Below are 24,881 nucleotides of genomic sequence, written 5' to 3'. Positions count from 1 at the left end.
TCTTGTGTAAATGAAATGCCTTCGTACATATAATATGTATCTAACTTAAATAAATGATGCTTCCAAGGTGTCCTGGAGTCCTTTGAACCCTCGGTGGATCCGCTTCAGAGACTTCTCGTTATAAACATTAAACTGAGAAACCAGGAAGCGATCCAGTGAATCTTCCGTTGGAAATTGTTCTTTGTGGTGGGTGGTGCGCTTGAGATGCTTATTAAAGTTCTCAATCAGGTTAGTGGAGTATAGTGATTGCCGGATAGCTGGTGGAAAGTCCATGAAAGTGAGTAAATTCGGCATTTTAAGCAGATCTTTGATTAATTTGGGATAGGTCTGATGCCAGTTGTTGGCGAACTCATTCAGTTTCAGTTCGGCTGCTTCACGGTTGGCGGCCCGATGAACTTGTTTAAAGTCACTGATCACGGCCTTGCGGTCTTTTACGCGAACTTTGTTCATCAGATTCCGCCCAACATGAACCAGGCAACGTTGTCGTTTGGCTTTAGGGAAATGCCGATTCAAGCCTTCATCCAAACCAACTAACCCATCGGCCACAAACAACAGCACATCTTTAACGCCCTGCTTGATCAAGGTTCCCAGCAGTTCAGTCCAGATTCCAGTCGATTCCGTTGGCGCCACTTGGTAGTTCAGTACTTCTTTCGTACCATCTGGACGAATGCCAATCGCAATATGAACGGCTTCTTTTTGAACGGTATCCCGCTTTAACGGCAAGTAAGTGGCATCTAAGAAGATGGCCGCATATTGTGAAGCCAGTCGACGTTGCTGGAAAGCTTGAACCTGTTCATTGACGGCTTTAGTCATGTTGGAAACCGTGGCTTTGGAGTAGTGAGCACCGTACATTTTCTCAATAAGTTCGGCAATTTCAGCAGTGGTAATTCCCTTGGTATACAACTGAATGACCGTTGTTTCTAAATTATCACTGTGCCGACCGTAGGCTGGCAAGGTATGATTTTCAAACCGGCCATTGCGATCTCGAGGAATGGTTAAGTTAAGTTGGCCGTACTTCGTATCAAACGAGCGCTCATAACTGCCGTTGCGGTTATTACTAGTGTTAATCCCAGCGTATGAGTAGCGTTCGTAACCCAAAAACTCTGCCAATTCGGTTTGAAGCAGCTGGTTAATCGCAATTTCGAGGTGGTGACGAAAAACTTCGTCCAAATCTTGCTTTTGGGCTAGTGCAGCGATAATTTCTGTGGTAAGTTCATTCATGGGGAATGCCTCCTGTGATGTTTTCTGTGATTACTAAATATCATAAGGGAAGGCATTCCCTATTTCTATACAATTCAGAAATCTTTTATGCATTTACACAAGATATTTTACGCTCTCCTAAATTTTGAATTTGAGTTTGATACTCATCTTCAAGTTGCTTTGGTGATTTGAATCCACAGTGACTGTGAATTCTAACTGTGTTGTAAAACGTTTCAATGTACTGAAAAACTAGTCGTTTAGCTTCGGAGTATGAATGGATTTTAAACCGATTTATCCATTCACGCTTAATCAAGGCATGAAACGACTCAATGCAGGCATTATCCCAAGGATAAGCTTTCTTTGAATAGCTTAATGTCATGTTAGCTGTAACTTGATTGTAAGCTTCAGACGTAAACTGACTACCACGATCACTGTGCATGATTAATGGCTTGCTAATATGGCGACTGTGCTTAGTCTTTTCAATAAGTGGGATGACATTCGATACCTCCAAGGTTTCAGATAAGTCCCAACCAATGATCCGTCGGGAGTACAAGTCCATAATACTGGTTAAATAAACGAATCCGTCATGAACTGGAATATAAGTGGTGTCAATGCACCAAACGGCGTTTGGTCGCAATGGATTGAACTGCTCGTCTAAAATATTTATTAGCTGTTTATCAAACTTAGAATTGCGAGTGGTAGTCGTCCAAGGGGTTAGGTAAACGGCGTGAATGCCAAGTTCACGCATATACTTACCAACAGTTCGTTCAGCGATCTTATATCCTTTTGAGCGAAGTTCTTGGGTGATTTTGCCGGCACCGTAAATACAAAGGCTTTTGAGCCAAATTGCTTTAATTTCACCTTGAATAAACTTCTTCCGAAGCTTTCGCGGTGATTGGTGATTATGACGCTTTTCTCCTTGATAGTAACCACTTCTTGAGATTCCAACATAATCACACATACCATTGATGGAAGGGTGGGATTCCAAAGCGTGCTGAACGTCCATTTCTTGGTATGCCTTTTCGGTAGTTACTTGCTCAGAATCCCGATTGATTTTTTTAACACTTCGATCGCTCCTTCAGCGTCACGAAGTTGACGCTTTAGTCGTGCAATCTCCTTGTCCTTATCGCTGGCAAAATTACCAGAGCCCCGGCCAAACTCCCCAGTCTCAGTAAACAGCTTAATCCATTTATGTAATGTACTAGCCCCAATACCTAGATTCTTACTTATTTCATTCATGGTCATGTGATCCTTGTTATCTAAGTAATACTGAACGGCCTGTTCCTTAAATTCCTTGTCATAACTGTGCTTCGTCATTATTTGATCCTCCAATTTACTTCCTTAATTATACTAAATCAGAGTCTCTATTTAACTTGTACACTTTTTATTCTAGGCCCACCATGAAAGTGAGTAAATTCGGCATTTTAAGCAGATCTTTGATTAATTTGGGATAGGTCTGATGCCAGTTGTTGGCGAGCTCATTCAGTTTCAGTTCGGCTGCTTCACGGTTGGCGGCCCGATGAACTTGTTTAAAGTCACTGATCACGGCCTTGCGGTCTTTTACGCGAACTTTGTTCATCAGATTCCGCCCAACATGAACCAGGCAACGTTGTCGTTTGGCTTTAGGGAAATGCCGATTCAAGCCTTCATCCAAACCAACTAACCCATCGGCCACAAACAACAGCACATCTTTAACGCCCTGCTTGATCAAGGTTCCCAGCAGTTCAGTCCAGATTCCAGTCGATTCCGTTGGCGCCACTTGGTAGTTCAGCACTTCTTTCGTACCATCTGGACGAATGCCAATCGCAATATGAACGGCTTCTTTTTGAACGGTATCCCGCTTTAACGGCAAGTAAGTGGCATCTAAGAAGATGGCCGCATACTGTGAAGCCAGTCGACGTTGCTGGAAAGCTTGAACCTGTTAATTGACGGCTTTAGTCATGTTGGAAACCGTGGCTTTGGAGTAGTGAGCACCGTACATTTTCTCAATAAGTTCGGCAATTTCAGCAGTGGTAATTCCCTTGGTATACAACTGAATGACCGTTGTTTCTAAATTATCACTGTGCCGACCGTAGGCTGGCAAGGTATGATTTTCAAACCGGCCATTGCGATCTCGAGGAATGGTTAAGTTAAGTTGGCCGTACTTCGTATCAAACGAGCGCTCATAACTGCCGTTGCGGTTATTACCAGTGTTAATCCCAGCGTATGAGTAGTGTTCGTAACCCAAAAACTCTGCCAATTCGGTTTGAAGCAGCTGGTTAATCGCAACTTCGAGGTGGTGACGAAAAACTTCGTCCAAATCTTGCTTTTGGGCTAGTGCAGCGATAATTTCTGTGGTAAGTTCATTCATGGGGAATGCCTCCTGTGATGTTTTCTGTGATTACTAAATATCATAAGGGAAGGCATTCCCTATTTCTATACAATTCAGAAATCTTTTATGCATTTACACAAGATATTTTACGCTCTCTGCAAATGTTATGGAACCTATTGAAATGCAAAGTTTTGTGGGTGATACTTAAACTAACCTAGCACCTAATGACTAATAATCAATAAACGAGGTTTTTTTACGCAGAAAGATAATTTTATCTAAACTTATGGAGTAGGGAGATAAAACAATGCCAGCATATGTAGTAAAAGGTGAATTAGCCTTTGAAAATGAATTTATTGAAACGTTAACACAGAATGGGTGGACTTATAATTCTGAATTATTAAATGCAACACCTAAAATGTTGGAAAACCATTTTAGAGAAATTCTTAATCAAAATAATAGAGACTCATTGAAAGGCACCGAAATCACAGATTCTGAAATGGCTGATGTGATGCGTTTTATTGGTGGAATGTCACCACTTGAGGCAAATGAGTTTTTAACAAATGGTTATCGTTCAGAAATTTCACTTGTTCGCGAAAACCCTGAGCAGGGTAAAATTTCGTTGAAGGCTTTTTGGCGTGATGATGTTGCAGGCGGACAAATGCATTATGAAGTTATCAAGCAAGCAATTCGACCAGGAAAAGAAGACGAAACTGATTCACCTAATCGTCGATTTGATGTTACGTTACTTTTTAATGGAATGCCATTAATTCAAGTTGAAGAAAAGCGCGTAGATGTAACATTAAAAGCAGCAACGAATCAAATTGCAAAATACAAATCAGAAAATAAATATGATGGTTTATATTCCATGGTGCAGTTATTTGTGGCTTTAAAAGAGGACGGAGCAAAATATTTTGCCAACCAAAAATCTGCAGATAGATTCAATGATAAGTTCTTCTTTGAATGGTTGGATAGAGGGAATAAAGCAGTAAAAAATTGGAAACAATTTACTACGGAATTTTTAAAAATTCCGATGGCTCATAATATTATTAGTAACTACACCATTGTTAATGGTGAAAGTCTTGTTGTTTTAAGACCATACCAGATCCATGCGGTTGTGGCAGTGCGTGAAGCATTTGCAGAGCACAAAGATGGGTATATTTGGCATGCTACAGGTTCTGGTAAAACGATGACTGCTTTTAAAGTTGCTACTTTATTGCAACGAAATCCACACAATCAAGTGGTCTTTTTATCAGATAGAAAAGAATTGGATAATCAATCAGGCAAAAACTTCACAGAATTTGCTGCAGGTAGTGATGATAAAATATTTGAAACTTATCGGACGGATGATTTGGTTAAACGACTCAAGTCTAATGATACCGGTGTCATTATTACTACCATAAATAAAATGAAAATTGCGGTGGAACGACATAATCATGAAATTGAGGCTGGCAAAAAAGGTTTACTTGAAAAAGTAATGAAACGTCGAATGGTATTTATTGTCGATGAAGCTCATCGCTCTCAATTTGGAGAAATGCAATTAATCATCAGAAAGGCCTTTCCATCTCAGAGTTGGTATGGATTCACGGGTACCCCAATATTCGAGTTCAATAAAACGGCACAAGATCAGACAACAGAGAGTCAGTTTGGACCGGAATTACATCGATACGATATTGGCAACGCCTTGAAGGATGGTGCGATTTTACCTTTCAACACCGAATACGTACAAATGATGAGTGCAAGTATGAATGGTGAAGACTTGGAAGAAAGTCAAGTTGATGATTCTATGTACGAGGGTGATTCTAAAGCGGCTAATCAATATCGTGAAAAGGTTGTTAAATGGATCAATAAAAATTGGCGGAAAAAGTCTGTTAATGGGCAATTTAATGCTTTACTTGCAGTTTCAAACATCCAACAAGCCATTAAGTTTTATGACTTGTTTATGGAATTTAATAAGAAAACAGATAAGCCTTTAAAAATTGGATTAACGTATTCTCTCAATGAAAATGGTGATGACAATCAAAATCAGCGAGATGGATTAGTTCAAGCGATGAAAGATTACTCAATGCAATATATGCAATCAGAATCTACCTTTACTTTGGATAATGACGCTGCGTATATTGATGATATTGCAAAACGTACAGCTCGAATGGAAGGACCATACAAATCTTTAAAACCAGAAGAAAATATTGATTTGACAATTGTCGTTGCACGTTTATTGACTGGATTTGATGCACAACGTTTAAATTCACTCTATATGGATAAAATGATGCAGTATCAAGGATTAATTCAAGCTTATGCACGTACCAACCGTGTTTATGATAAGAATAAGTCTCAAGGAAATATTGTAGTTTTCCGTCGACCAGTGATGATGGAAGAAAGAACCAAAGATGCATTTGAAAAATATGCGGGTGAGGGTACGTTCAAACAAGTCTTCCGGCCAGACTTTAAAGATATGCAAGAAGAATTTAAAGCTGAAGTGGCGGCTGTATTGAGTTATGTACCAACCTCACAAGATGCAAATGAATTAACTCAAGAATCAACTAAAGACAAAATCGAATTTTTGGATAGATTTCGAAGCCTAGCTAAAAAACTTCAGTATATCTCATCGTATTCAGAGTTTGACTGGAGTGAACAAGCTAAAGAATATGGCATTTCTGAGGAAGAGTTTGGGTTTTATCAAGGAGCATTTCAAAATGTTAAAGACAGTATTGTTGCAGAACCTGGCGATGAATTTGTACCTGCCGAAATTGATTTTGATTTCGATGATGTAGTTATTAACGCACTACTTATCGATCGGGAGTATGTACTAACTTTAGCTGCAAAGTACTTGAGAGCTAAGCAAGATGTTGAGTCTGATGCAAGTTCTAAAGCTAGAGAACGTGTTGTAATTGCTAACAATGAGTATAATGAAGCATTGGAAAAATTGCGTAAATCAGGTGCCGAAGACAAAGCAGTACAAGTTGAAGAATATGTGCGTGAAACTGATGGAAAAATATTGCCAGATGATTTTGATGCCAATCAGGATTTTTTATCTGTTCAATATGGTAAGAAAATTGGTGCAATGCAAAGTTATGCTAATGAATACGGTGCTGATTACAAATATGTTAATCGAATGAATACTGAATATGAGGCGACAGGTGATATTTCGCATGAATCAGAATTGAGGAATAGTGCTAATATGGATGTTGCGCTTAAAAATGGCCATAAATATCATAACGTACTGAGCTTTAAAAGTGCGTTATCTCGAAGTGCTAAAGATTTAGTCGTTAACCAGTTAAAAAAATATAGACCCTGAGAGGATAAATAATGTCAGAAGAAAGTAGTAAAACACTAGAACAGGCCTTGTGGAATTCAGCTAATGTGTTACGTGGAAAAATGGACGCAAGTGAGTACAAGAATTACTTACTTGGATTAATATTTTATCGATTTTTAAGTAACAAAACATTACAAGCTGTCATGACAGCAACTGAAGAAGACGGGGATTCACTTGAGGTTTATAAGCAATATTGGGAAGAACAACAAGAAGATATTGTTAATGAGTTATATACATCACTTGGGTATATTATCAAACCTGAAGATTTATTCGAAAATTTAGTAATTCGTATACAAAATCATCAATTTCAAGTTTCAGATTTAAAGAATGCCCTATTCAATTTGGAACAATCGGTTAAAGGAAAAAAGTCAGAACCAGATTTTGAAGGTTTGTTTTCAGATATTGATTTAGATTCAAATCGTTTAGGAAAGAATCCAAGTCAAGTGATGAATGATACAATCATGGCATTAAAAGATATCGATTTTAATAATGATCGAGATGTACTTGGGGATGCGTATGAGTTTTTAATTAGTGAATTTGCTATGAGTGCAGGTAAAAAAGCGGGGGAATTTTATACGCCTCGAACTGTTAGCGAGATTATCTCTAAAATTGTTACTATTGGACATACTGAAGGCAAAGAACAAATTAGAACCGTTTTTGATCCTGCCCTTGGCTCAGGCTCATTACTTTTAACCGTTGCGGATCAAGTAAACGGTGACTTGCCCATCAGTTACCATGGTCAAGAATTAAATACTACAACTTTTAATTTAGCCCGTATGAACCTGATGTTACATGGTGTAAGTTACGAAGATATTAATGTACGTAATGGTGATAGCTTAGACGCAGATTGGCCAACCGAGGAACCTTATCAATTTGACACAGTTGTTATGAATCCACCATACTCTGCGCATTGGGAAAATGATGAGGCTCGATTAAGCGACCCACGTTTTCGTGATTTTGGTGCTTTAGCGCCTAAAACAAAAGCAGATTACGCGTTCTTGCTTCACGGACTATATCATTTGAAGCCAAGTGGAACAATGGGAATTGTTTTGCCTCATGGTGTATTGTTCCGTGGCGCCAAAGAAGGCATTATTCGTAAACAGTTAATCGAAAAAAACATGATTGATGCCGTGATTGGCTTACCGGCTAATATCTTTTATTCAACTTCAATTCCAACATTGATTATGATTTTGAAGAAAGACAAAACGAATGAGGATATATTATTTATTGATGCATCTAACGACTTTACAAAGGGTAAAAATCAAAATGTTCTGACTTCGGCCAATATTGACAAAATTATTGAGACGTACAAAAATCGAGAAGATGTTGATAAGTATGCACATGTTGCTAAATTAGATGAAATCAAGGATAACGAATATAATTTAAACATACCACGCTATGTTGATACGTTTGAAGAAGAAGAACCGGTTGATGTTATTGCGGTAACAAAAGAGATTTCAGAATTGGATACTGAAATTGATAAGTTAGAAGCTGAGTTGTTGAAAGATTTTAATTCATTAGTTGCATCGGACGATGAGTCAAAAGAACAACTTGAAGCGTTAAAATCACTATTTTCTAAGTAAAGGAGAGGTACAGATGGCTGAAAATAAAAATGTACCTCGTGTTCGTTTTAGTGGATTTAATGACGCTTGGGAACAGCGTAAGTTAAAAGATGTTACAAATCGAATTACAAGAAAAAATAAAAATTTAGAGAGCAAACTAGCTTTAACAATTTCTGCTCAAGACGGATTAATAGATCAAAACAAATTTTTTGACAAAACAATTGCTAGCAAAGATGTATCTAATTACTATTTAATAGAAAATGGTGAATTTGCATATAACAAAAGTTATTCAAATGGCTATCCATTCGGAGCAATCAAAAGGTTAGATAACTATAAAGCAGGCGTCTTGTCGACTTTATATATTGTGTTCGAGCTTAATGATGTTAACTCACAATTTATGGTCAGCTATTTTAATTCAACATTTTGGCATTATCAAATTTATTTAAATGCTGCAGAGGGCGCTAGAAATCATGGTTTACTGAACATATCATCAGATGATTTTTTTAATTCAAAAATTTCTTTACCAAACGAAAATTTGGAACAAATAAAAATTGGAAATATTAATAAAAAATTAGATGTTACTATCGCTTCCAATCAGCGTAAGCTAGATTCCTTAAAAAGCGTAAAAAAATCGTTGATGCAAAAAATTTTTGATCAAACGTGGAGGCTTCAAGGGTTTACTGACCCTTGGGAACAGCGTAAGTTAGGTCAAATAGTAAAAATAACTATGGGACAATCGCCTGATAGTACAAATTATACTAAGGATAGTAACGATTATATTCTGGTTCAAGGAAATTCAGATATGGAAAATGGAAAAGTTAGACCTAGAGTCTGGACTACTCAAGTTACTAAGACTGCAGACAGAGGCGATTTAATCTTGAGTGTACGCGCACCAGTTGGGGATGTTGGAAAAACAGACTATGATGTTGTTTTAGGACGTGGCGTGGCATCGATAAAGGGTAATGAATATATTTTTCAGTATTTAAGAATGCTAAATATTAATGGGTATTGGGCCAAATTCATTACTGGCTCGACCTTTGAATCGATAAACTCGAAGGATATTAACAGTGCTCAAGTTAGGTATCCCGTTGTTCAAGAACAAAACAAAATTGGAACCTTATTAGAAAAAGCGGATCAAGCTATCGCTTCCAATCAGTTTAAGATTGATAAGTTAAAAGAAATAAAAAAATGGCTTATGCAAAGCATGTTTGTGTAACGAGTTATGAGATTTGATAAATCCACGCTGTTACCAAGCGAAAGTAGTTATAAAAAGTGCATTAAATTTAAAATACGGTAATAATAAATTAGACAAGTTACGTTGTCTAATTTTTTTATTTGGAGGTGTCGTTATGACACAAGAAATGAAGTTACATCATTATTTTGATCAATGGATGAAGTTGTATAAACTAGACGCTGTGAGAGAGGTAACCTATCAAAAGTACGAAATGACTCATAGACAGTTAGTCAAACTGGTACCAGATTTGCGTTTGAATGACTTGTCGAGATTAACGTATCAACAGTTATTGAATGACTATGCTGCAACTCATGAAAGACAAACAGTCATGGATTTTCATAGGCATGTAAAAAGCTCGCTAATTGATGCGCTTGAGGAAGATTTAATTGATAGAGATCCAACACGAAAAGTTGTGATTAAAGGCGTTCAACATAGGCAACACAAAATAAAGTTTCTAAACCAACATGAAATGCAATCATTATTGAATATATTAGTATTAGATGAAGGCCCAAATTGGGATTATTTCATTTTGCTAATTGCAAAAACTGGCTTAAGATTTTCTGAAGCATTGGGACTTACGCCTAGGGATTTTGACTTCGCACATCAATACTTAAACATAAAACGAACTTGGGATTACAAGGCAGCACAATCTGATTTTGCACCAACAAAGAATAAGTCTTCAGTTCGAAAAGTTCAATTAGATTGGCAAACAGTCATTCAGTTTTCTCAGTTAACCAAGGATTTACCTAAAGACAAACCAATATTCGTACATTCAAAGGTTTATAACGACACCGTTAACCATTATTTAGAGCGGTTGTGCAAGAGAGCAGAAATTAATGTAATTTCTATACATGGATTACGGCATACACATGCGTCTCTATTGTTATATGCGGGGGTCAGTATAGCTTCGGTTGCTAGAAGATTAGGGCATTCAAATATGACGACAACACAACAGACTTACTTGCATGTAATCCAAGAATTGGAAAATCAAGACAATGATAAAGTTATGAAACATCTTGCTAGTCTAATATAATATTTTATTTATAAGTCATAAGGGATTAAATCTCTGTGGCTTTTTTTGATGTCGCTGATTGGAAGCGATAGTACATTCCATTCTACTGAATAACTTACCAATTTTTTCTTGTTCAGAAATGTTAGGAATTTTAACGTTTATCTTTTGAAACTTTTTAAGTGATAAGACGCGTTGACCAGTTCCTTCTGCAGCCAAATCCACCTCATGGTCTATCGTTGAATTTAACAATATCTTAAAGAAATCACTATCTCCAGAAGTAATTTTAAAAACCGGATAAAAATAACTAATTATGCCATTATTTACAATATCATTTCTGTTAAATCTAAAAATTCCATTGTCAGTTCTAGAACGATACGTGAAGTACCCTTTTGGTAAAATATAGTAACCAATATTATTATCAGTGGTTATTTGTCGGTTAGAAAAATAATCTTCTTGAAAAACAATTCCATCTTTTTGGGATGATGTTAACACCGGATATTGATTCTGAACTGTCGTTCTGTGTGTGAAATTTGTTATTTCATTTCCTAACTTACGCTGTTCCCAAGTATGACCATAAATTTGAGTTAAATTCCTATGAAAAATTATGTGAAGTTTACATTGTAGTTTGGGAACAGCGTAAGTTACAAGAAATTGCAGAAGTTTCCACAGGGAAAGCATTTAAAAGTTCAAAATTCGATAAATATGGAAAATTTGAAGTAATTACCAATAAGAACGTTCAGGATATTAAAAACAATATTCATACGCAAGGTGACCGTATAAATATAGAAAATTCTGATACGCTGAAGGCGTATCGCCTTTCAGGTGAAAATATTTTAGTGACAATGGATGGAGTGAATATCGGTAAAGTTGGTAAATTCAGTAATAATAAAGCAGTTTTGGCACAGCGAGTTGGTAGAATAAAATCAAAATATATAAATTTTACTTATCAAATTTTAAGTGACGATAAATTTTTAAATCTAATGAATAAAGTTTCAGTAGGAAATGCTATCAAACATATTTCTTTACAGCAAATTGCAGAATATTCATTATTTGCGCCATCAGATGAAAAAGAAATTTTAAAAGTTGGAAGTATTTTAAATAATGTGGACCTAACTATCGCTTCCAATCAACGTGAGTACATTTATCATTAAAAAATGATTATTAAATTTTAAAGTTGTTAAATAAGAAATTAATTATCTGAAGTTTATAGGTATTTTTACATTTAAGGTGCACTACAAAACAAACTAAATAATTTCAAAATGTTATCAATTTTACTTTTGGACATATTATGTCCCATTTAAACTGTATAATTTGTACAGAATAAGTAGTAAAGCTGGTTTATTTAAATTATTAATCTGCACTGAAGGGGTCGAAAATTATGAATAGCAAGGAACGTGTTTTAGATATACTCATTAGGCTCCAAAATGGAGAGCTATTGAACTATCGTGAGATGGAAGAGCGATTTTTGGATTGAAGTCAATATTTGAGACAGATTTTAAGAGACATTCAGAACCGCGTTTACCTTCCACAGCTCAAATAAATCATTAATCGCGATTAATAACTTATTTGAACCCTGGAAAGCATTAAATCAGGCGGCCATTTGGCTCGTAAGTGTTGCAATTTCAACTTGTAAGGGGGTCTGGTAGCCCAGTGAACTATGAATTCTCTTCCTATTGTAGAAAGCATGCACATATTCAAAAAGGACGGCAGCGGCAGTTTCATAATCTTCAAAGACCGGCACTGGATAAACACATTCCTTTTTGAGGGAAGCGTGAAAGGATTCCATTGGTGCATTATCATACGGACAACCCTTACGGCTGTATGAGTGGCGGATATGTAGCTCAGTTAAACGTTGATTGTAATCATCGCTGGTATACTGTGATCCTAAATCCGTATGGATAATCAGGTCCCCAGTAATGGTTCGATTTTTAACCGCGCTTTCAAGGGCCTTTAAGACTAAATCAGTATCCATCTTTTTTGAGAACGAATAGCCGATAATCCGTCGTGAGTGCAGGTCCATGATGGTTGATAAGTAACACCAGCCATTACGCTTCGTTTGAATATAGGTCATATCAGCGGTCCATTTTTGATTTAAACCAGTGGTCGAGAAATCCTGCTTAAGCAAGTTGGGACGCTGTTCAACCTTGGTTTGGGAAACCGAAGCCGCTTTCCACTTATTGACGGTAACGGAGTGGATATCCAGTTCCTTCATGAGCCGGGAAATCCGTCGTGGACTGCACCGAAGCTGCAGTGGTTGAAGTTCCAGATTCAATTCATGGTGGATCTTCATAACACCGTATCGCTGCTTAAATTCCGCAAAGATCCGCAGAATCTGTTGTTTCAAGCCCGCATCTTCGGCCCGGCGTTTTGAAGGTTTGGGGGATCGATAACGATAATACTGAGCTCTGGAAACACCGAGGATTCGGCACATCTTGGTTACCTGGTGGTGATGGCTTTCTTGGTGAATGTAATCAAAGATATTGGTTACTTCTGCGCAAGGAAGCCCAGGGCTTTTTTTAGGATTTCGTTCTCCTCAGACAGCGAAGCCAGTCGCTTTTCCATCGCTTTGATTTCGTCTGGCGATTTACCGGATTGAGTTTTGGCCTGGCCCTGGATCCACTTATGAACTGTTGAATAGCCAATGCCATATTCTCTGTCCAGTTGGGCAGCTGATTCGCCTTGCTTATATAGGTTGATAATGTTTTGTTTGAATTCTTTGTCGTAACGAGTTGGCATGTAAAAATTCCTTCCTTTTGAGAGATGATTTATTCATTATACCCTCTCTTAAAAGTTGTCTCAGGAATCAGCTTACATCCAAACCGTGACGGCGACTGAAAGTCATATGATGTTGATTACTTCAAATATCATGAATCGCGATGATTTAGTGATTGGTATTTCTAATTCTGGCAATACCATCGAAGTTAATCGCGCCTTACTAAATGCGAAAAAGAATGGTGCCAAAACAGCGGCGATTAATAGCGATATGATTGGACCGATTAATCAGGCCAGTTTGTTAACTTTACACGTTGAAGATAGTACCAAACTCGCTGAAGGGCGCTTTATTAACTCCCTGGGCCATTACGTATGCGATTGATATTTTGTCGCGGCTGTTATTGGAAAATCAGCAATACAACTGGAGTATGCAAAAAACGATTGAGTCAATTATTGAAGATAAATCTCAAAACTAGTTGTATATAGCAAATATACTTTAAAATCAATGATTGTATCATACAAGTATTGGTATAAATCACATTCTTTTGATTTATGGTTGGAATAAGGTACACTATCTCTGAAATGAAAAGGAGATGATGGATCATGTACCAATTTGATTGGCAAGTATTTGAAGATGAAGAATATTCGCATGACTCTGAAATCAGTTTTGCAAAATTGAACGAACGAAATTATATTACCGCCAGTGGCACAGCCAAAGATAAGACCTCTGACAAAGAATTCTTAGCCTTGGCAGATGCACTATCGGCAATTGCTGCTAAAATTAGTGAAGGGCCCGATGGCGTCATCAACATTTCGGGCTTCCGCACGTATCGTCCTTATCCATTACAGGCGATGTGGTCAGGTGGCAATTTAGAAGAACGGACTAATTTTCAGTTGTGGATCAAGCAGCCGAATATGGTACCGGAAGAATTTTTTCATGCGGCGATTGAACAATTGGATCTTGATGCTAAATTACTAGCTCGGATTAAGTACGTCCGGATGGCCGAAGGAACCGAAATTCAAAGTTATACCGATGGCAATATTGCCGATACGATTTATAAGCTTGAATCAGAAGTGTACGCCCGTGAATTGACACAACTGAGTCAAACCGAACACCGCGAAGTTTACGTGGATGGTTATGGTAAGGGGGCAGCCAGCCCTAGTACGAATTCCGATTAAAGTTGGCGAAGGTAAAATTGATCGTAATCGGTTATCAACAAATTAAACCGAGGTAAAGTGAATGACACAGATATATTTCTTATGTACTGGTAACTCTTGTCGGAGTCAAATGGCAGAAGGTTACGGTCACGCATTGTTAGGTGATGACTTTGTGGTGGCTAGTGCTGGTGTGGAAACACATGGCTTAAATCCAAATGCAGTCAAGGTAATGGCTGAAGATGGAGTTGATATCAGTCAACAAACTTCCACGTTGATTGATCAAGGTTATTTTTACTCGTCAGATTTGATTGTGACGTTATGTGGGGACGCACGTGATAAGTGTCCAGTCATTCCTGCATCAATCACTCACTTACATTGGGATTTAGCCGATCCTGCTCAAGCCACAGGTACGGAAGCTGAGAAATTAGCTCAATTCCGGGCGGTGCGCGATGAAATCAAGCAACGAGTCGCTAAATTAGCATAATTGTATATAGCAAGAAGCCCACAATATCAGATTTCTGATTTTTGTGGGCTTTTTTGGGTGCGCCCGGCATGGGCGCCAACTAGGTGGTGAAAGTCCACTGTGGGCCGTAGTAGTCGGAACCACTAGCCAAGGACAAGGGTGTCCACTGTGAAGTGGAATCTGAAGGAAGTCTGAGGAGCAAAATACCGCACCAATGAACAAGAAGTAGCTATAAGGCCAGAACTTATTGGATAAGATTGCTCAACAAATCGAAGTCCGATACTACTCAAAATCACTATGGTAAAGCTAATGGTGACATGGTATGAAAGTTGACGTTCTTACCCGGGGAGGCCTGATATACAAGTCCCGACAAGAAGAGCAATCAAGTTCTACAGGACAACTGTTTCAGTGATGGAATACTGAGTTTATCAGGAGTCAGCCGAGGCCATAGTAGTGACTTCGTCACGAAGGGCTGAACAGTAATAACTCACATTGATTATGGAGGTGGAATTTATGCGACGATCGCAGAAAACAGAAAACAAAGCTGACCACCAGTGGATGGTAGGTCTGGAAGACCAAGAACAAACTGGGGCGCGTAGGATGAATTCTAATGAAACAACGATGATGAGTGGCATTAAGTTTGAACAACGCGTGTTGGATCGAGATAACTTGAATCTGGCCTATCAACGGGTTGTGCGTAATAAAGGTGTCGCAGGCATCGACGGAATGACCATCGATGATCTGTTAGGTTATTTGAGAGTTCATAAAACTGAACTTATTCATCAGTTGAATGATGGGACGTACCGGCCGAAGGCGGTTAAACGGGTAGAAATACCCAAACCAAATGGTGGCGTGCGAAAATTAGGCGTGCCAACGGTAATTGACCGAATGATACAACAAGCAATCGCACAAGTGATATCTCCGATTTTTGAACAAGTTTTCTCAAATAATAGTTTTGGTTTTCGACCTAATCGAAGTGCGCAAGATGCAATTAAACGAGTAGTATCGCTGTATAACGAGGGTTACCACGTCGTGGTTGATCTTGATTTAAAGGCATACTTCGATACAGTCAATCATGATTTACTGATCAAGTATATCGAACAATATATTGATGATCCTTGGTTGATTAAGCTAATTCGAAAGTTTTTGACTAGTGGTGTTATGACTGGTTCAACCTTCGAAGCGAGTGTCGTGGGAACCCCGCAAGGCGGACCACTGTCACCACTATTGGCGAATATCTATCTCAATGAGCTGGATAAAGTATTAACGGAACGAGGTCTCCACTTTGTCCGATATGCGGATGACTGCAATATTTACGTTAAGAGTAAACGAGCAGGTCACCGGGTACTTGAGAGTATTAGTAGATTTCTGGAAAAGGATCTTAAAGTAACCGTCAATCGTGACAAAAGTAAAGTCGGGTCACCATTGAGATTGAAATTTCTGGGATTCTCACTGGGAGTTGGTAGGGGTGGTGCTTTCTCAAGGCCGTCAAAACAATCCCAAATACGGGTCAAACAGGAACTCAAACGAATTACGAAACGCAATCGCGGAATTTCACTTGAACAAATGTTTATGGAAATCACACGAAAAATGCGCGGATGGATTCAATACTACTCATCTGGTAAGATGACAAACTTCTTGAAACGAATAGATCAGTGGCTACGGTCTAGAGTTCGACAATACATCTGGAAATCATGGAAGAAAATCAAAACGAAGATCACTAACCTGAAACGACTAGGTTTGAATCAGAATGATGCTCGGCTAGCTGCTTATACCCGCAAGGGTTACTGGCGCACAGCACATAGCAAAACACTACTTTATACGTTAACAAACGAAAAACTGGAACACCTTGGATTGATGAATCTCTCCAAGGTATTCCAGTCTATTCAAAATGCTTAAATTACTGAACCGCCGTATACGGAAACGTACGTACGGTGGTGTGAGAGGTCGGTAGCTGAACTAATCAACTGCCTCCTACTCGATTACAGTTAGGGTGATTAATGAGGGTTACAGATACTGGGGGGATGGGCATGACAAAGACAAAGAGCTTGTCATTTAGCAGTATTATCTTGTTGGGAATTAACGGGATTGTTAAATCCGGCATTTTCTTATTGCCGGGTACGTTATATCGTCAAAGCGGTATGTTGAGTATTGTGGCCATCTTGATGGCAGGGTTTTCGACGCTCTTGATTGCGATGAACTATGCGGTGATGGCTTCCAAAATTGATGCAGAAGGTGGCGCGTATGCGTATGCTTCGCGGGCATTTGGCTCAATGGGTGGATTTCATACCGGGTGGTTTGGCTGGTTATTAGGTGTGATTACGATTAGTGCGGAGATTGCGGCCTTTCAAACGGTCCTGAAAAGTGTACTAGTCGATGTTCATGGGAAGTGGATTTTTGATGCCGTCGGAATGGCGATTATTTTGTTGCTAGTAGTAATCAACATTTCAGGAACCGATATTATTAAGATTTTTGATAACCTCTCCAGCGCCATTAAGGTGTCGTTACTGATTGCCTTTATCATTGTCGGAGTGTGGCTGCTCAGTAAAACCAGTGTGGCGGTTCCTCAAGCAACTCCAGTGAAAGCTAGTGATTTTACCGGCACGTTCAGTACCGCTTTTTATATGTTTACTGGTTTTTCCTTCTTACTGATTGCTGCCAAACAAATGACCAATCCTGAAAAGACGATTCCGCGAGCACTGATTATTTCAATTTCCACGGTTGGGATTATTTACGCTGCCGTCCAATTTATTTTGATTTTATTGCAACACAGCAGTTTAACTGGCGACACAATGCCAATTGCGACAGTTTTTAATCAAGCCTTTGGGATAGCTGGCCGAATGGTCGTATTGGTAGGGATTATGATTTCCACTATCGGGGTGGCGTTAGCCGTCTCGTTTGACAACCACCTCAGGCCTAGCTTCACTTTCAAGTGATGAGCATTTACTGCCAGCGATTGTCGGTAAAACCACTAAGAATGGATCGGCATTAGTATCGATTATCTTAACCATGGGACTGGCAGCACTTTTAATTTTAAGTGGTAGTTACTTGTTCTTAGTTAAATTGATTGTGCTCAGTTCATTCGTTCAATATCTGGCAACAATTGGATCGCTGATCAAACTGAGAAACGATAAGAGTTTGCCAAAGGGGATGCAGATTCCCTTTGGCTTAGCGATTCCAATTATTTCAATTATCATCATTGTCTATCTGATGTTTAGTTTTAACTGGATTAGTTTAGCCTTAGCCGCTGGGGCAGCAATCATTGGTGGCGTAATTTATTGCCTAAATGCGAAAAATCCAGCCAAAGCAAAATAAAAAGCCAGCTAAAATTAGCTGACTTAATCAATTTAATAACGTGTTATTAAAAGATATTGTATATAGCAATTAAATTAACATGCTCAATGCCAAAGTAATTAGAGCGGGAGTCATTTGGACAAAGAAGATTTTCTTTGAAACCGTGACACCACCATAACAACCAACAATTGCAATGAACATCATAATTAGTTCAACGACGCCAAACTTAACGTCGCCAATGAAGACGAACAAACTAATGAGTAGCATTGCCCCTAAAGCACCATTATAGATACCTTGGTTTTTGAGGGCGGTTTGCGCGGCGGGTTGTTGCACAAAATCGAGATCCATATCAAACGATTTAGCTTGGAGTTCTGGTTTACCAAACATTTCGATATACATGAACCCGATGTGTTCAATTCCAATAATGACTGAGAGTACGATGACTGCGATTTGCATAAGTTAAGTGTCCTTCCGTGGAGCTTTAGATTTCAGTAATTCAAGTATCGCGATGATGATTGTGGCGATTAAGGCAATCAGACTAATAATGATTCCTAATTGTGCAAATGGCGTTTTGTAGGTCAGTTTAATGTGATTGGTACCAGCTTTAACCGGAATTCCCACAAACGCTTTGTTAACACGTGGTAGTTTACCATCATAACCGGCGAGTTTCCAACCATCCGAATATGGAATCGAAGTTGCTAAGATGGTTTTTGAATTCGCATGGTAATTGGCGGTAACTGTATTTTTATCAATCTTAATCTTAGAAGCGGCCTGATTGGCTTTGATGGCGTTATCTAGGCTAGTTCCAGTTGGCACAGCTTCGAGTTCAATATCAAATTCATAGGTTCCAGGGTTGCTCATATGCAAGCTGAAGTTATCTTTTTTAGAAGTGATGGTCCCCAGATTGAGGGTGGTCGAAGATTTTGGATTATAAAATGACAGATTTTCGCTACCAACTTGTTCGAAAGTATTGGTAATTTTACCATACGTCGCGTCAATGGTAAAGGCACCGGTAGAGCCAGTAGTTGGTGAAATGTTAAAGAGGTTCGTACGTAACCAGCCGAGTTGATACAGGCCAGTATTGTAGCGGTTATCGGTATCATCATTTTCGTACATGATCTTTTGGTTATGCTTTTCAATATAGTTGTTAAGCGCATTATTATAGCGATTCTTCAAAGTGCCAGCAGTGTACTTAATATTGGTCAAGCGGACATGAAGTTCGTAACCTTTGACGGATTTAGGAATTTCAATTGAGTACGAAGTAGGGGTGTAATCAGAAGTTGGTAATTTAACTTTGATATGCTGTGTCTTGGCTGAGGTTTGAGGTAATGAGAAGAATTTCAACTGTTGGACCTTATTCAGCAAGATTTTAGCAACCTTATTCTTCGCATTCTTGTAGACCATGTTGTTAATCAAAGCGACTTCGCGTTCACTTGGACTAAGTTTCTTAAAGGCCGCTGATGACATGGTACCAGCCGATTGATAAATCAATGGCATGGTAGTAGTTGTATTATACAAGCGTTGACTATTAGTGACATTTGAAGTGATTTCGTAATTAGCCGGTTCAGCAGTATTGTCATCAGTTAAGAAGACGTTTGACACTCCAAGTAAGTGTAAGAAGGTAGTTCGATAATCGGCGGTATTAACCGCATCATTTGGATTATTGGTATTGTTTTCTAAGGCTTTGCTGAGTGAATCAACGTATTTGTTTTGTAATGACCAATAGCTGTTGATGTTGAAGGTATTGGCTAAAATGGCCAAATTATCAGCCGGAGAATCACCAGTTAAATTCGATAATTGATTATCAATTGAAGAACGTCCCGTGGTTTCAGTTTCCTTGATGGCTTCTTCAAATGAATTTTGTGACGAGGTGAGTTGATGAGCCTGACTGGATGAAACTAGCATCGTGTCATCAATCGAATATTGATTGGCGTGGCGATCACGCATAATCACGATGGCATTAAATGAAACCAAAATGACTAGCGAAGCGGCAATCAGCTGTGCTTTATGTTTAAAATGAACTGGTAACTTGGCGAATAACAGGATGAAGATTGTGACAAAATAAATCGCAGCGACGCCACCTAAATCATAGGTAAAGGCAAAATTATCTGCCATGAACAGACTAATGACCGCTAGAATGCCATAACCAGTAAACCAATAGTAATCTCGGCGGTGCAGTGAATCCAAATCGTTAATCATGTAAATAGTCACAATCGCAATTGGAAACAAAAGCATCTGAGCCCAGCGATTGGAAGGTGACGAGCCTCCATTCATTAAGGCCGCTAAGGTTGGGAACATCAAAATCACAAAGCCCACAATAAAAGTGATATTAATGGCTAAATGTTCCTTGAAGCGCCGCAATGACCAAATGACTGCAATGATTCCTAACGTCAAAATTCCACCAGTCACCCAGTAAGGGCGGTTAGCGTTACTAATTGCGAGACCTGGTAAGGTGAAATAATAAGAGTACGGATAGAAGGTGAGTCCGTTGGCCAGTTTACTGGTGGCTCGCGCCGAACTCATTAATTGAACTAGTGAAGGTAGTAACAGCAGGGCACTTAAGCCCGCACCGACAACAACGGCACCAATTAATTTAAGATTTAAAACCAATTTGCGATATTTTTTCGTAATTATTAAGAGAATGAGCCAATAAATTATCATTCCGAGAGCCAACATAGCCCCCAAGTAAAAGTTATTGAATAACGTCCAGGCGACCGAGACAATCAACAAGATGTAACGTTGATTGTTTAACGCGTTATATAAGCCTAGGATTAGGAGAGGCAAAATGATTAGCGGATTGAGAAAGAAAGGATGTGCAAACGTGACGTACGCTGTATACCCGGAAAAAGTGTAGATAATCGATCCAATGACCAAGGCAAAGTGCTTTGAACCTGGTATCAAGCGCTTGGCCACGAAGATGAACGATAGGCCAATCAAAAACAGTCTGACCACAACCATCACTGAATAATAGGCGACCATTTGATCTTGGTGGAAGAAAATTGATGGGTACGTAAAGATATCGCCCATCACATAGTAAGCAAATGTCTGGATGGTATCAGTTCCCAGTCCAATGTTCCAATCCCATTGGCTCCACAGATGGTGGCTAAAGACCAGTCCTTTCAACATCTTTCGCCAATACACTAGTGCTGGATAATGTTGGGTAATTCCGTCTGAATTCCAAATCAAGGTCGAACCAGTGATTGGAACAATTGCGAAAATAAAGATGGCCAACACGATAAAGGCCACCGTATATTGCAGGTACAAATTTGTTTTAAGTCGTTGCATTAGAGCCATTGGAGGTCCTCAGTTCATTATTTTATACGTTTCAATGCTATTCATTTTAGCTCAAAAGATAGCTAAAGGTCAAAAATTGACCATATATTTAAGTTTTTGAAACGATTACCAATAAAATAAGAAATTAATAATGATTTTAGCAGGCAAAAGGGTTTACAATGGGCAATAAATCAAGTAATATGTTAACTTACAGTTATAAAGGATCAATTACTGGGAGGTGATTACTGTGTTAGAAAGAACCAAAGAATTTATGCGTAAGAATGATATTAAGTATCGTAAAGAATACATTCGACCAATGATGACGACGCAACACGTTTACGTCTTCAAATTTGGCAAGCGTGAATTAAATAACCGGGTAATCATCCGATATTCCCATTCATGGACGGGTCGGTTAAAAATCATTGAAATTGATTTACGTTTACACAAACAACACCGACCACGTATCTTCAAAACCGAAGCGGAATTGGTTGATTACCTTGAGAGTCATTTACAATCGAATATCTTGAAGAATGTGGGGCATTCTCAAGCGGCCGAAGACAGTGAAGAAGATTTCATTGATGATGACGCTCCAAGCCAGAACAAATAATAGACATCTAATTTTGATTAAATTAAAATTGGGTGTTTTTTTGTATTTTAAGAGTGTGATTCTTTTCGGTAATCATTGAGTACTAGTGAAAAATTTCGAAGGATGCGCGTTAAGCATCTAAGAAATTTAAGACTAGACGGAGATGATTGAAATGAAGAACACGACTAGGATGCGCAAATTTAAATTATTGAGTTAAACTGAATGTTTTGATAGGTGGAACGCGTTTAGTCCAACTTAAGTAGAAGGATGCGGGTTAGGCATTTAAGAAATTTAAGGCTAGACGGAGATGATTGAAAAGAAAAGCACGACTATGAAGCGCAAATTTAAATTATTGAGTTAAACTGAATGCTTTGATAGATGGAACGCGTTTCTGCAAACCTGATTTAACAGTTAACTTGATTAATTATTTGTGAAAGTTGAGATAAACTTGAATAATAATCGATACAAGATATACAATTAGTGTCTATTAATCAACGGCAGATTTAAGTAAAATAGAGATATTCAAAATTTCTTCATAAATTTGTAGGATAATGTGATAGTTAAACTAACAGAAAAAGGGTGCACAAAATGGAATGGACACAAGTAACCGTCATTACTGAAAGCGAAGCAGTTGAAGCAGTGAGCTACATTTTAGATGATTCTGGTGCCACAGGGGTCAAAATTGAAGATTCCAAAGATTTTCATCATTTGAAGGCTGGCAAGTTTGGTGAAATTGTCGCTGCTGATTCAATTCCACATTTGAAGACTGGTGCACAAGTGACCGCCTATTTTCCACAAGATGTGTTTGTCCCTGAAATTTTACCAACGATTAAGCAACGCGTAGAACAATTACGTGAATTTGGGTTAAATCCAGGTTCTGGTCAAGTGGTGTCTGCGGCCGTTGATGATGAAGATTGGGCCACGGCTTGGAAGAAGTATTACAAGCCCGTCCGTATTACACATGACTTAACCGTTGTTCCGGAATGGATTGATTATGAAGTTGAACAACCAAATGAAAAATTGATTCATTTAGATCCAGGGATGGCCTTTGGCACTGGGACGCATCCAACTACGACCTTAATGTTACAAGCATTGGAAATGGAGATTCGTGGTGGTGAATCGGTGATTGACGTGGGAACTGGTTCTGGCGTTTTGAGTATTGCTGCACGCTTACTCGGTGCCGGCGAAGTTCAAGCGTATGATTTGGATCAAGTCGCTGTGGATTCTGCGCTTGAAAATATCAAATTAAATCCAGATGCCGCCCCAATTACCATTGGCGCCAATAGCTTATTGGATGGTATCCATACCCAAGTCGATTTGATTGTCGCTAATATTTTGGCCGAAATTATTGTGCCATTAGTGCCACAAGCATTTGAAAACTTGAAGCCGGGTGGAAAATTCCTGACTTCTGGCATTATTGCCGACAAGTTTGACTTGATTAAAACCACTTTAATTGAGAATGGCTTTGAAGTTCGAGAAACACTCAGAATTAAAGATTGGTATGGAATCATCGCTGTTAAACCATTACCCGATGAAGATTAATTCCGATAAAGGACAAGATTATGCAACGATATTTTTTATCTCAAGTGAATAAGCCGACGGAAGATTTGGAATTGCCCAAAGACATCGCCCACCATTTAACGACTGTCTTGCGAGCAGAGGTGAATACCAAGTTTGAAATCGTATTGGCCGATGAGCAAGTTTACTTAGCACATGTGACTCGCATCGATGATGTGCACACATTTGCTCAAATTGATCAGCAGCTTGACGTCAATGTTGAACTGCCCGTTAAGGTGACGATTGCCTCTGGCTTGCCGAAGGGTGACAAGGCGGAACTGATTACGCAAAAAGCGACCGAATTAGGGGCCACCAGAATCGTCTTCTTTGATACTGAACGCTCCGTTGCTAAATGGGCACCTGCTAAGCAAGCTCGCAAAATTGAACGATTACAAAAAATTGCCAGTGGAGCAGCCGAACAGTCGCATCGTCAAGTTATACCTGAAATTGTATACTACAACAATCTCAAACAACTACTTGAAAATGAATCTGCCGATGTTAAAATAGTTGCCTGGGAAGAATCTGCTAAACAAGGTGAACAAGCCCAACTCGTCCAATCTTTGGAGCAATTGGCCACGGGTCAAACTTTACTCACGATTTTTGGCTCTGAAGGGGGACTTTCCGAAGCTGAAGTTGAAATTATGAGTCAATATCAGGTGGTCCCTGCCGGGTTAGGGCCACGTATTTTAAGAACAGAAACTGCGCCACTTTATGTGTTGTCTGCAATTTCGTATCATTTTGAATTGGAGAAATAATTATTTATGAAGAAGTTATCTGTAAGAAAACCATCAATTAATTTGGGCAACTTTGATCTGACCATCATCGTCCATGCGGTTTTGATTGGAATTATCACACCCTTATTAACTGAATATATGCCCATCGTAAAAGTGCGCTTAATCGGGGTACCAATCCTGTTAATGCTGATTAATTATATTTATGCGGCCATTTTAGGATTGTGGATCCAAAAACATGAAAGTAATGGATTACAAATTTTAATTTTTCCATTGGTGTTTTCTATTCTGGCATACCTGATTTTACCTAAATATATGTATTACTTTGGCCCAATTTACTTACTAATTTCATATCTTGCCTGGTCAATGAGCCGACCAAAAGAGTAACCCAACAAGCCCAATTCGTTGAGGGCTTTTTTTACATTCTGATAAATTTTAATTAACATTCATTGAAGTTCACATTTGTACCGTAAAA

The 24,881-nt window shown here is 38.7% G+C and carries 23 protein-coding genes and 1 pseudogene; 15 read left to right on the top strand and 9 right to left on the bottom strand.

Annotated elements, in window-relative coordinates; all coding sequences use genetic code 11:
• Positions 1-45: 45 nt before the first annotated feature.
• From F0161_RS06310 to F0161_RS06295, 4 genes and pseudogenes are all read right to left on the bottom strand, one after another.
• The gene (locus tag F0161_RS06310; RefSeq protein ID WP_150204055.1) at positions 46-1,221 is read right to left on the bottom strand and encodes an IS256 family transposase; all 1,176 of its coding nucleotides are present in this window, start codon (positions 1,219-1,221) and stop codon (positions 46-48) included.
• An 85-nt stretch (positions 1,222-1,306) separates the two neighbouring features.
• Positions 1,307-2,206, bottom strand: coding sequence for an IS3 family transposase (locus tag F0161_RS06305; protein WP_150204054.1), 900 nt, complete (start codon positions 2,204-2,206; stop codon positions 1,307-1,309).
• 23 nt (positions 2,207-2,229) lie between these two features.
• Positions 2,230-2,517 carry a transposase gene (locus F0161_RS06300; RefSeq protein ID WP_003688751.1) on the bottom strand — a complete coding sequence of 96 codons (288 nt, stop codon included), beginning with the start codon at positions 2,515-2,517 and terminating at the stop codon, positions 2,230-2,232.
• A gap of 82 nt (positions 2,518-2,599) precedes the next feature.
• Positions 2,600-3,550: pseudogene (locus tag F0161_RS06295) on the bottom strand (IS256 family transposase); the annotation flags it as partial.
• A gap of 265 nt (positions 3,551-3,815) precedes the next feature.
• On the opposite strand from F0161_RS06295, the gene F0161_RS06290 reads away from it, so the two are divergent.
• The 4 genes from F0161_RS06290 (at position 3,816) to F0161_RS06275 (ending at position 10,653) form a co-directional block, all read left to right on the top strand.
• Complete coding sequence (locus F0161_RS06290) at positions 3,816-6,806, top strand: type I restriction endonuclease subunit R (RefSeq protein WP_150204053.1); 2,991 nt, start codon at positions 3,816-3,818, stop codon at positions 6,804-6,806.
• An 11-nt stretch (positions 6,807-6,817) separates the two neighbouring features.
• The gene (locus tag F0161_RS06285; RefSeq protein WP_150204052.1) at positions 6,818-8,407 is read left to right on the top strand and encodes a type I restriction-modification system subunit M; all 1,590 of its coding nucleotides are present in this window, start codon (positions 6,818-6,820) and stop codon (positions 8,405-8,407) included.
• A gap of 13 nt (positions 8,408-8,420) precedes the next feature.
• On the top strand, positions 8,421-9,602 hold the full coding sequence (locus F0161_RS06280; protein WP_150204051.1) for a restriction endonuclease subunit S: 1,182 nt from the start codon (positions 8,421-8,423) through the stop codon (positions 9,600-9,602).
• Positions 9,603-9,735: 133 nt separating this feature from the next.
• Complete coding sequence (locus F0161_RS06275; RefSeq protein ID WP_150204050.1) at positions 9,736-10,653, top strand: site-specific integrase; 918 nt, start codon at positions 9,736-9,738, stop codon at positions 10,651-10,653.
• A 15-nt stretch (positions 10,654-10,668) separates the two neighbouring features.
• Here F0161_RS06275 and F0161_RS06270 read toward each other — a convergent pair whose 3' ends face one another.
• Complete coding sequence (locus tag F0161_RS06270; protein WP_225423241.1) at positions 10,669-11,169, bottom strand: restriction endonuclease subunit S; 501 nt, start codon at positions 11,167-11,169, stop codon at positions 10,669-10,671.
• Here F0161_RS06270 and F0161_RS11580 point away from each other — a divergent pair.
• Entirely contained in the window at positions 11,163-11,783 is a 621-nt protein-coding gene (locus F0161_RS11580; RefSeq protein WP_150204048.1) for a restriction endonuclease subunit S, read from the top strand. The genes F0161_RS06270 and F0161_RS11580 overlap by 7 nt on opposite strands.
• Positions 11,784-12,220: 437 nt before the next feature.
• Here F0161_RS11580 and F0161_RS06260 read toward each other — a convergent pair whose 3' ends face one another.
• Positions 12,221-13,099 (bottom strand): IS3 family transposase, encoded by an 879-nt coding sequence (locus F0161_RS06260; protein WP_263862650.1) that lies wholly within the window; start codon positions 13,097-13,099, stop codon positions 12,221-12,223.
• A gap of 17 nt (positions 13,100-13,116) precedes the next feature.
• Positions 13,117-13,368, bottom strand: a complete 252-nt coding sequence (locus F0161_RS11705; protein ID WP_150204046.1) for a transposase — start codon at positions 13,366-13,368, stop codon at positions 13,117-13,119.
• Between the two features lie 55 nt (positions 13,369-13,423).
• Between F0161_RS11705 and F0161_RS06250 the strand changes: the two genes are divergently transcribed.
• The 6 genes from F0161_RS06250 to F0161_RS11575 all read left to right on the top strand — a co-directional run bounded on the left by F0161_RS06250 (position 13,424) and on the right by F0161_RS11575 (position 18,280).
• Positions 13,424-13,726, top strand: a complete 303-nt coding sequence (locus tag F0161_RS06250) for an SIS domain-containing protein (RefSeq protein ID WP_150204045.1) — start codon at positions 13,424-13,426, stop codon at positions 13,724-13,726.
• A 221-nt stretch (positions 13,727-13,947) separates the two neighbouring features.
• Positions 13,948-14,523 (top strand): hypothetical protein, encoded by a 576-nt coding sequence (locus F0161_RS06245; protein ID WP_150204044.1) that lies wholly within the window; start codon positions 13,948-13,950, stop codon positions 14,521-14,523.
• Positions 14,524-14,584: 61 nt separating this feature from the next.
• Positions 14,585-14,986 carry an arsenate reductase (thioredoxin) gene (gene arsC / locus F0161_RS06240; RefSeq protein WP_150204043.1) on the top strand — a complete coding sequence of 134 codons (402 nt, stop codon included), beginning with the start codon at positions 14,585-14,587 and terminating at the stop codon, positions 14,984-14,986.
• A 492-nt stretch (positions 14,987-15,478) separates the two neighbouring features.
• Entirely contained in the window at positions 15,479-16,864 is a 1,386-nt protein-coding gene (ltrA, locus tag F0161_RS06235; protein WP_150204656.1) for a group II intron reverse transcriptase/maturase, read from the top strand.
• Positions 16,865-16,995: 131 nt separating this feature from the next.
• Complete coding sequence (locus F0161_RS06230) at positions 16,996-17,901, top strand: APC family permease (RefSeq protein WP_225423077.1); 906 nt, start codon at positions 16,996-16,998, stop codon at positions 17,899-17,901.
• Positions 17,864-18,280 carry an amino acid permease gene (locus F0161_RS11575; protein ID WP_225423076.1) on the top strand — a complete coding sequence of 139 codons (417 nt, stop codon included), beginning with the start codon at positions 17,864-17,866 and terminating at the stop codon, positions 18,278-18,280. Before F0161_RS06230 ends, F0161_RS11575 begins: the two co-directional genes overlap by 38 nt.
• 69 nt (positions 18,281-18,349) lie before the next feature.
• Here F0161_RS11575 and F0161_RS06225 read toward each other — a convergent pair whose 3' ends face one another.
• Both F0161_RS06225 and F0161_RS06220 read right to left on the bottom strand, forming a co-directional pair.
• Entirely contained in the window at positions 18,350-18,715 is a 366-nt protein-coding gene (locus tag F0161_RS06225; RefSeq protein ID WP_150204042.1) for a DUF1304 domain-containing protein, read from the bottom strand.
• Between the two features lie 3 nt (positions 18,716-18,718).
• The gene (locus tag F0161_RS06220) at positions 18,719-21,544 is read right to left on the bottom strand and encodes a YfhO family protein (RefSeq protein ID WP_190318840.1); all 2,826 of its coding nucleotides are present in this window, start codon (positions 21,542-21,544) and stop codon (positions 18,719-18,721) included.
• Positions 21,545-21,770: 226 nt separating this feature from the next.
• On the opposite strand from F0161_RS06220, the gene F0161_RS06215 reads away from it, so the two are divergent.
• From F0161_RS06215 to F0161_RS06200, 4 genes are all read left to right on the top strand, one after another.
• The gene (locus F0161_RS06215; RefSeq protein WP_225420314.1) at positions 21,771-22,139 is read left to right on the top strand and encodes a hypothetical protein; all 369 of its coding nucleotides are present in this window, start codon (positions 21,771-21,773) and stop codon (positions 22,137-22,139) included.
• A 567-nt stretch (positions 22,140-22,706) separates the two neighbouring features.
• Positions 22,707-23,660 (top strand): 50S ribosomal protein L11 methyltransferase, encoded by a 954-nt coding sequence (gene prmA / locus F0161_RS06210; RefSeq protein ID WP_150204040.1) that lies wholly within the window; start codon positions 22,707-22,709, stop codon positions 23,658-23,660.
• A gap of 20 nt (positions 23,661-23,680) precedes the next feature.
• Entirely contained in the window at positions 23,681-24,430 is a 750-nt protein-coding gene (locus F0161_RS06205) for a 16S rRNA (uracil(1498)-N(3))-methyltransferase (protein ID WP_137602289.1), read from the top strand.
• A 6-nt stretch (positions 24,431-24,436) separates the two neighbouring features.
• A complete protein-coding gene (locus F0161_RS06200) occupies positions 24,437-24,793 on the top strand; it encodes a hypothetical protein (RefSeq protein ID WP_150204039.1) in 357 nt (118 codons plus the stop codon).
• The last annotated feature ends 88 nt before the right edge of the window (positions 24,794-24,881 follow it).

The sequence above is a fragment of the Paucilactobacillus nenjiangensis genome, assembly GCF_008632615.1.
Taxonomy (GTDB): Bacteria; Bacillota; Bacilli; order Lactobacillales; family Lactobacillaceae; genus Paucilactobacillus; species Paucilactobacillus nenjiangensis.
This window is presented reverse-complemented; position numbering and strand designations above follow the sequence as displayed.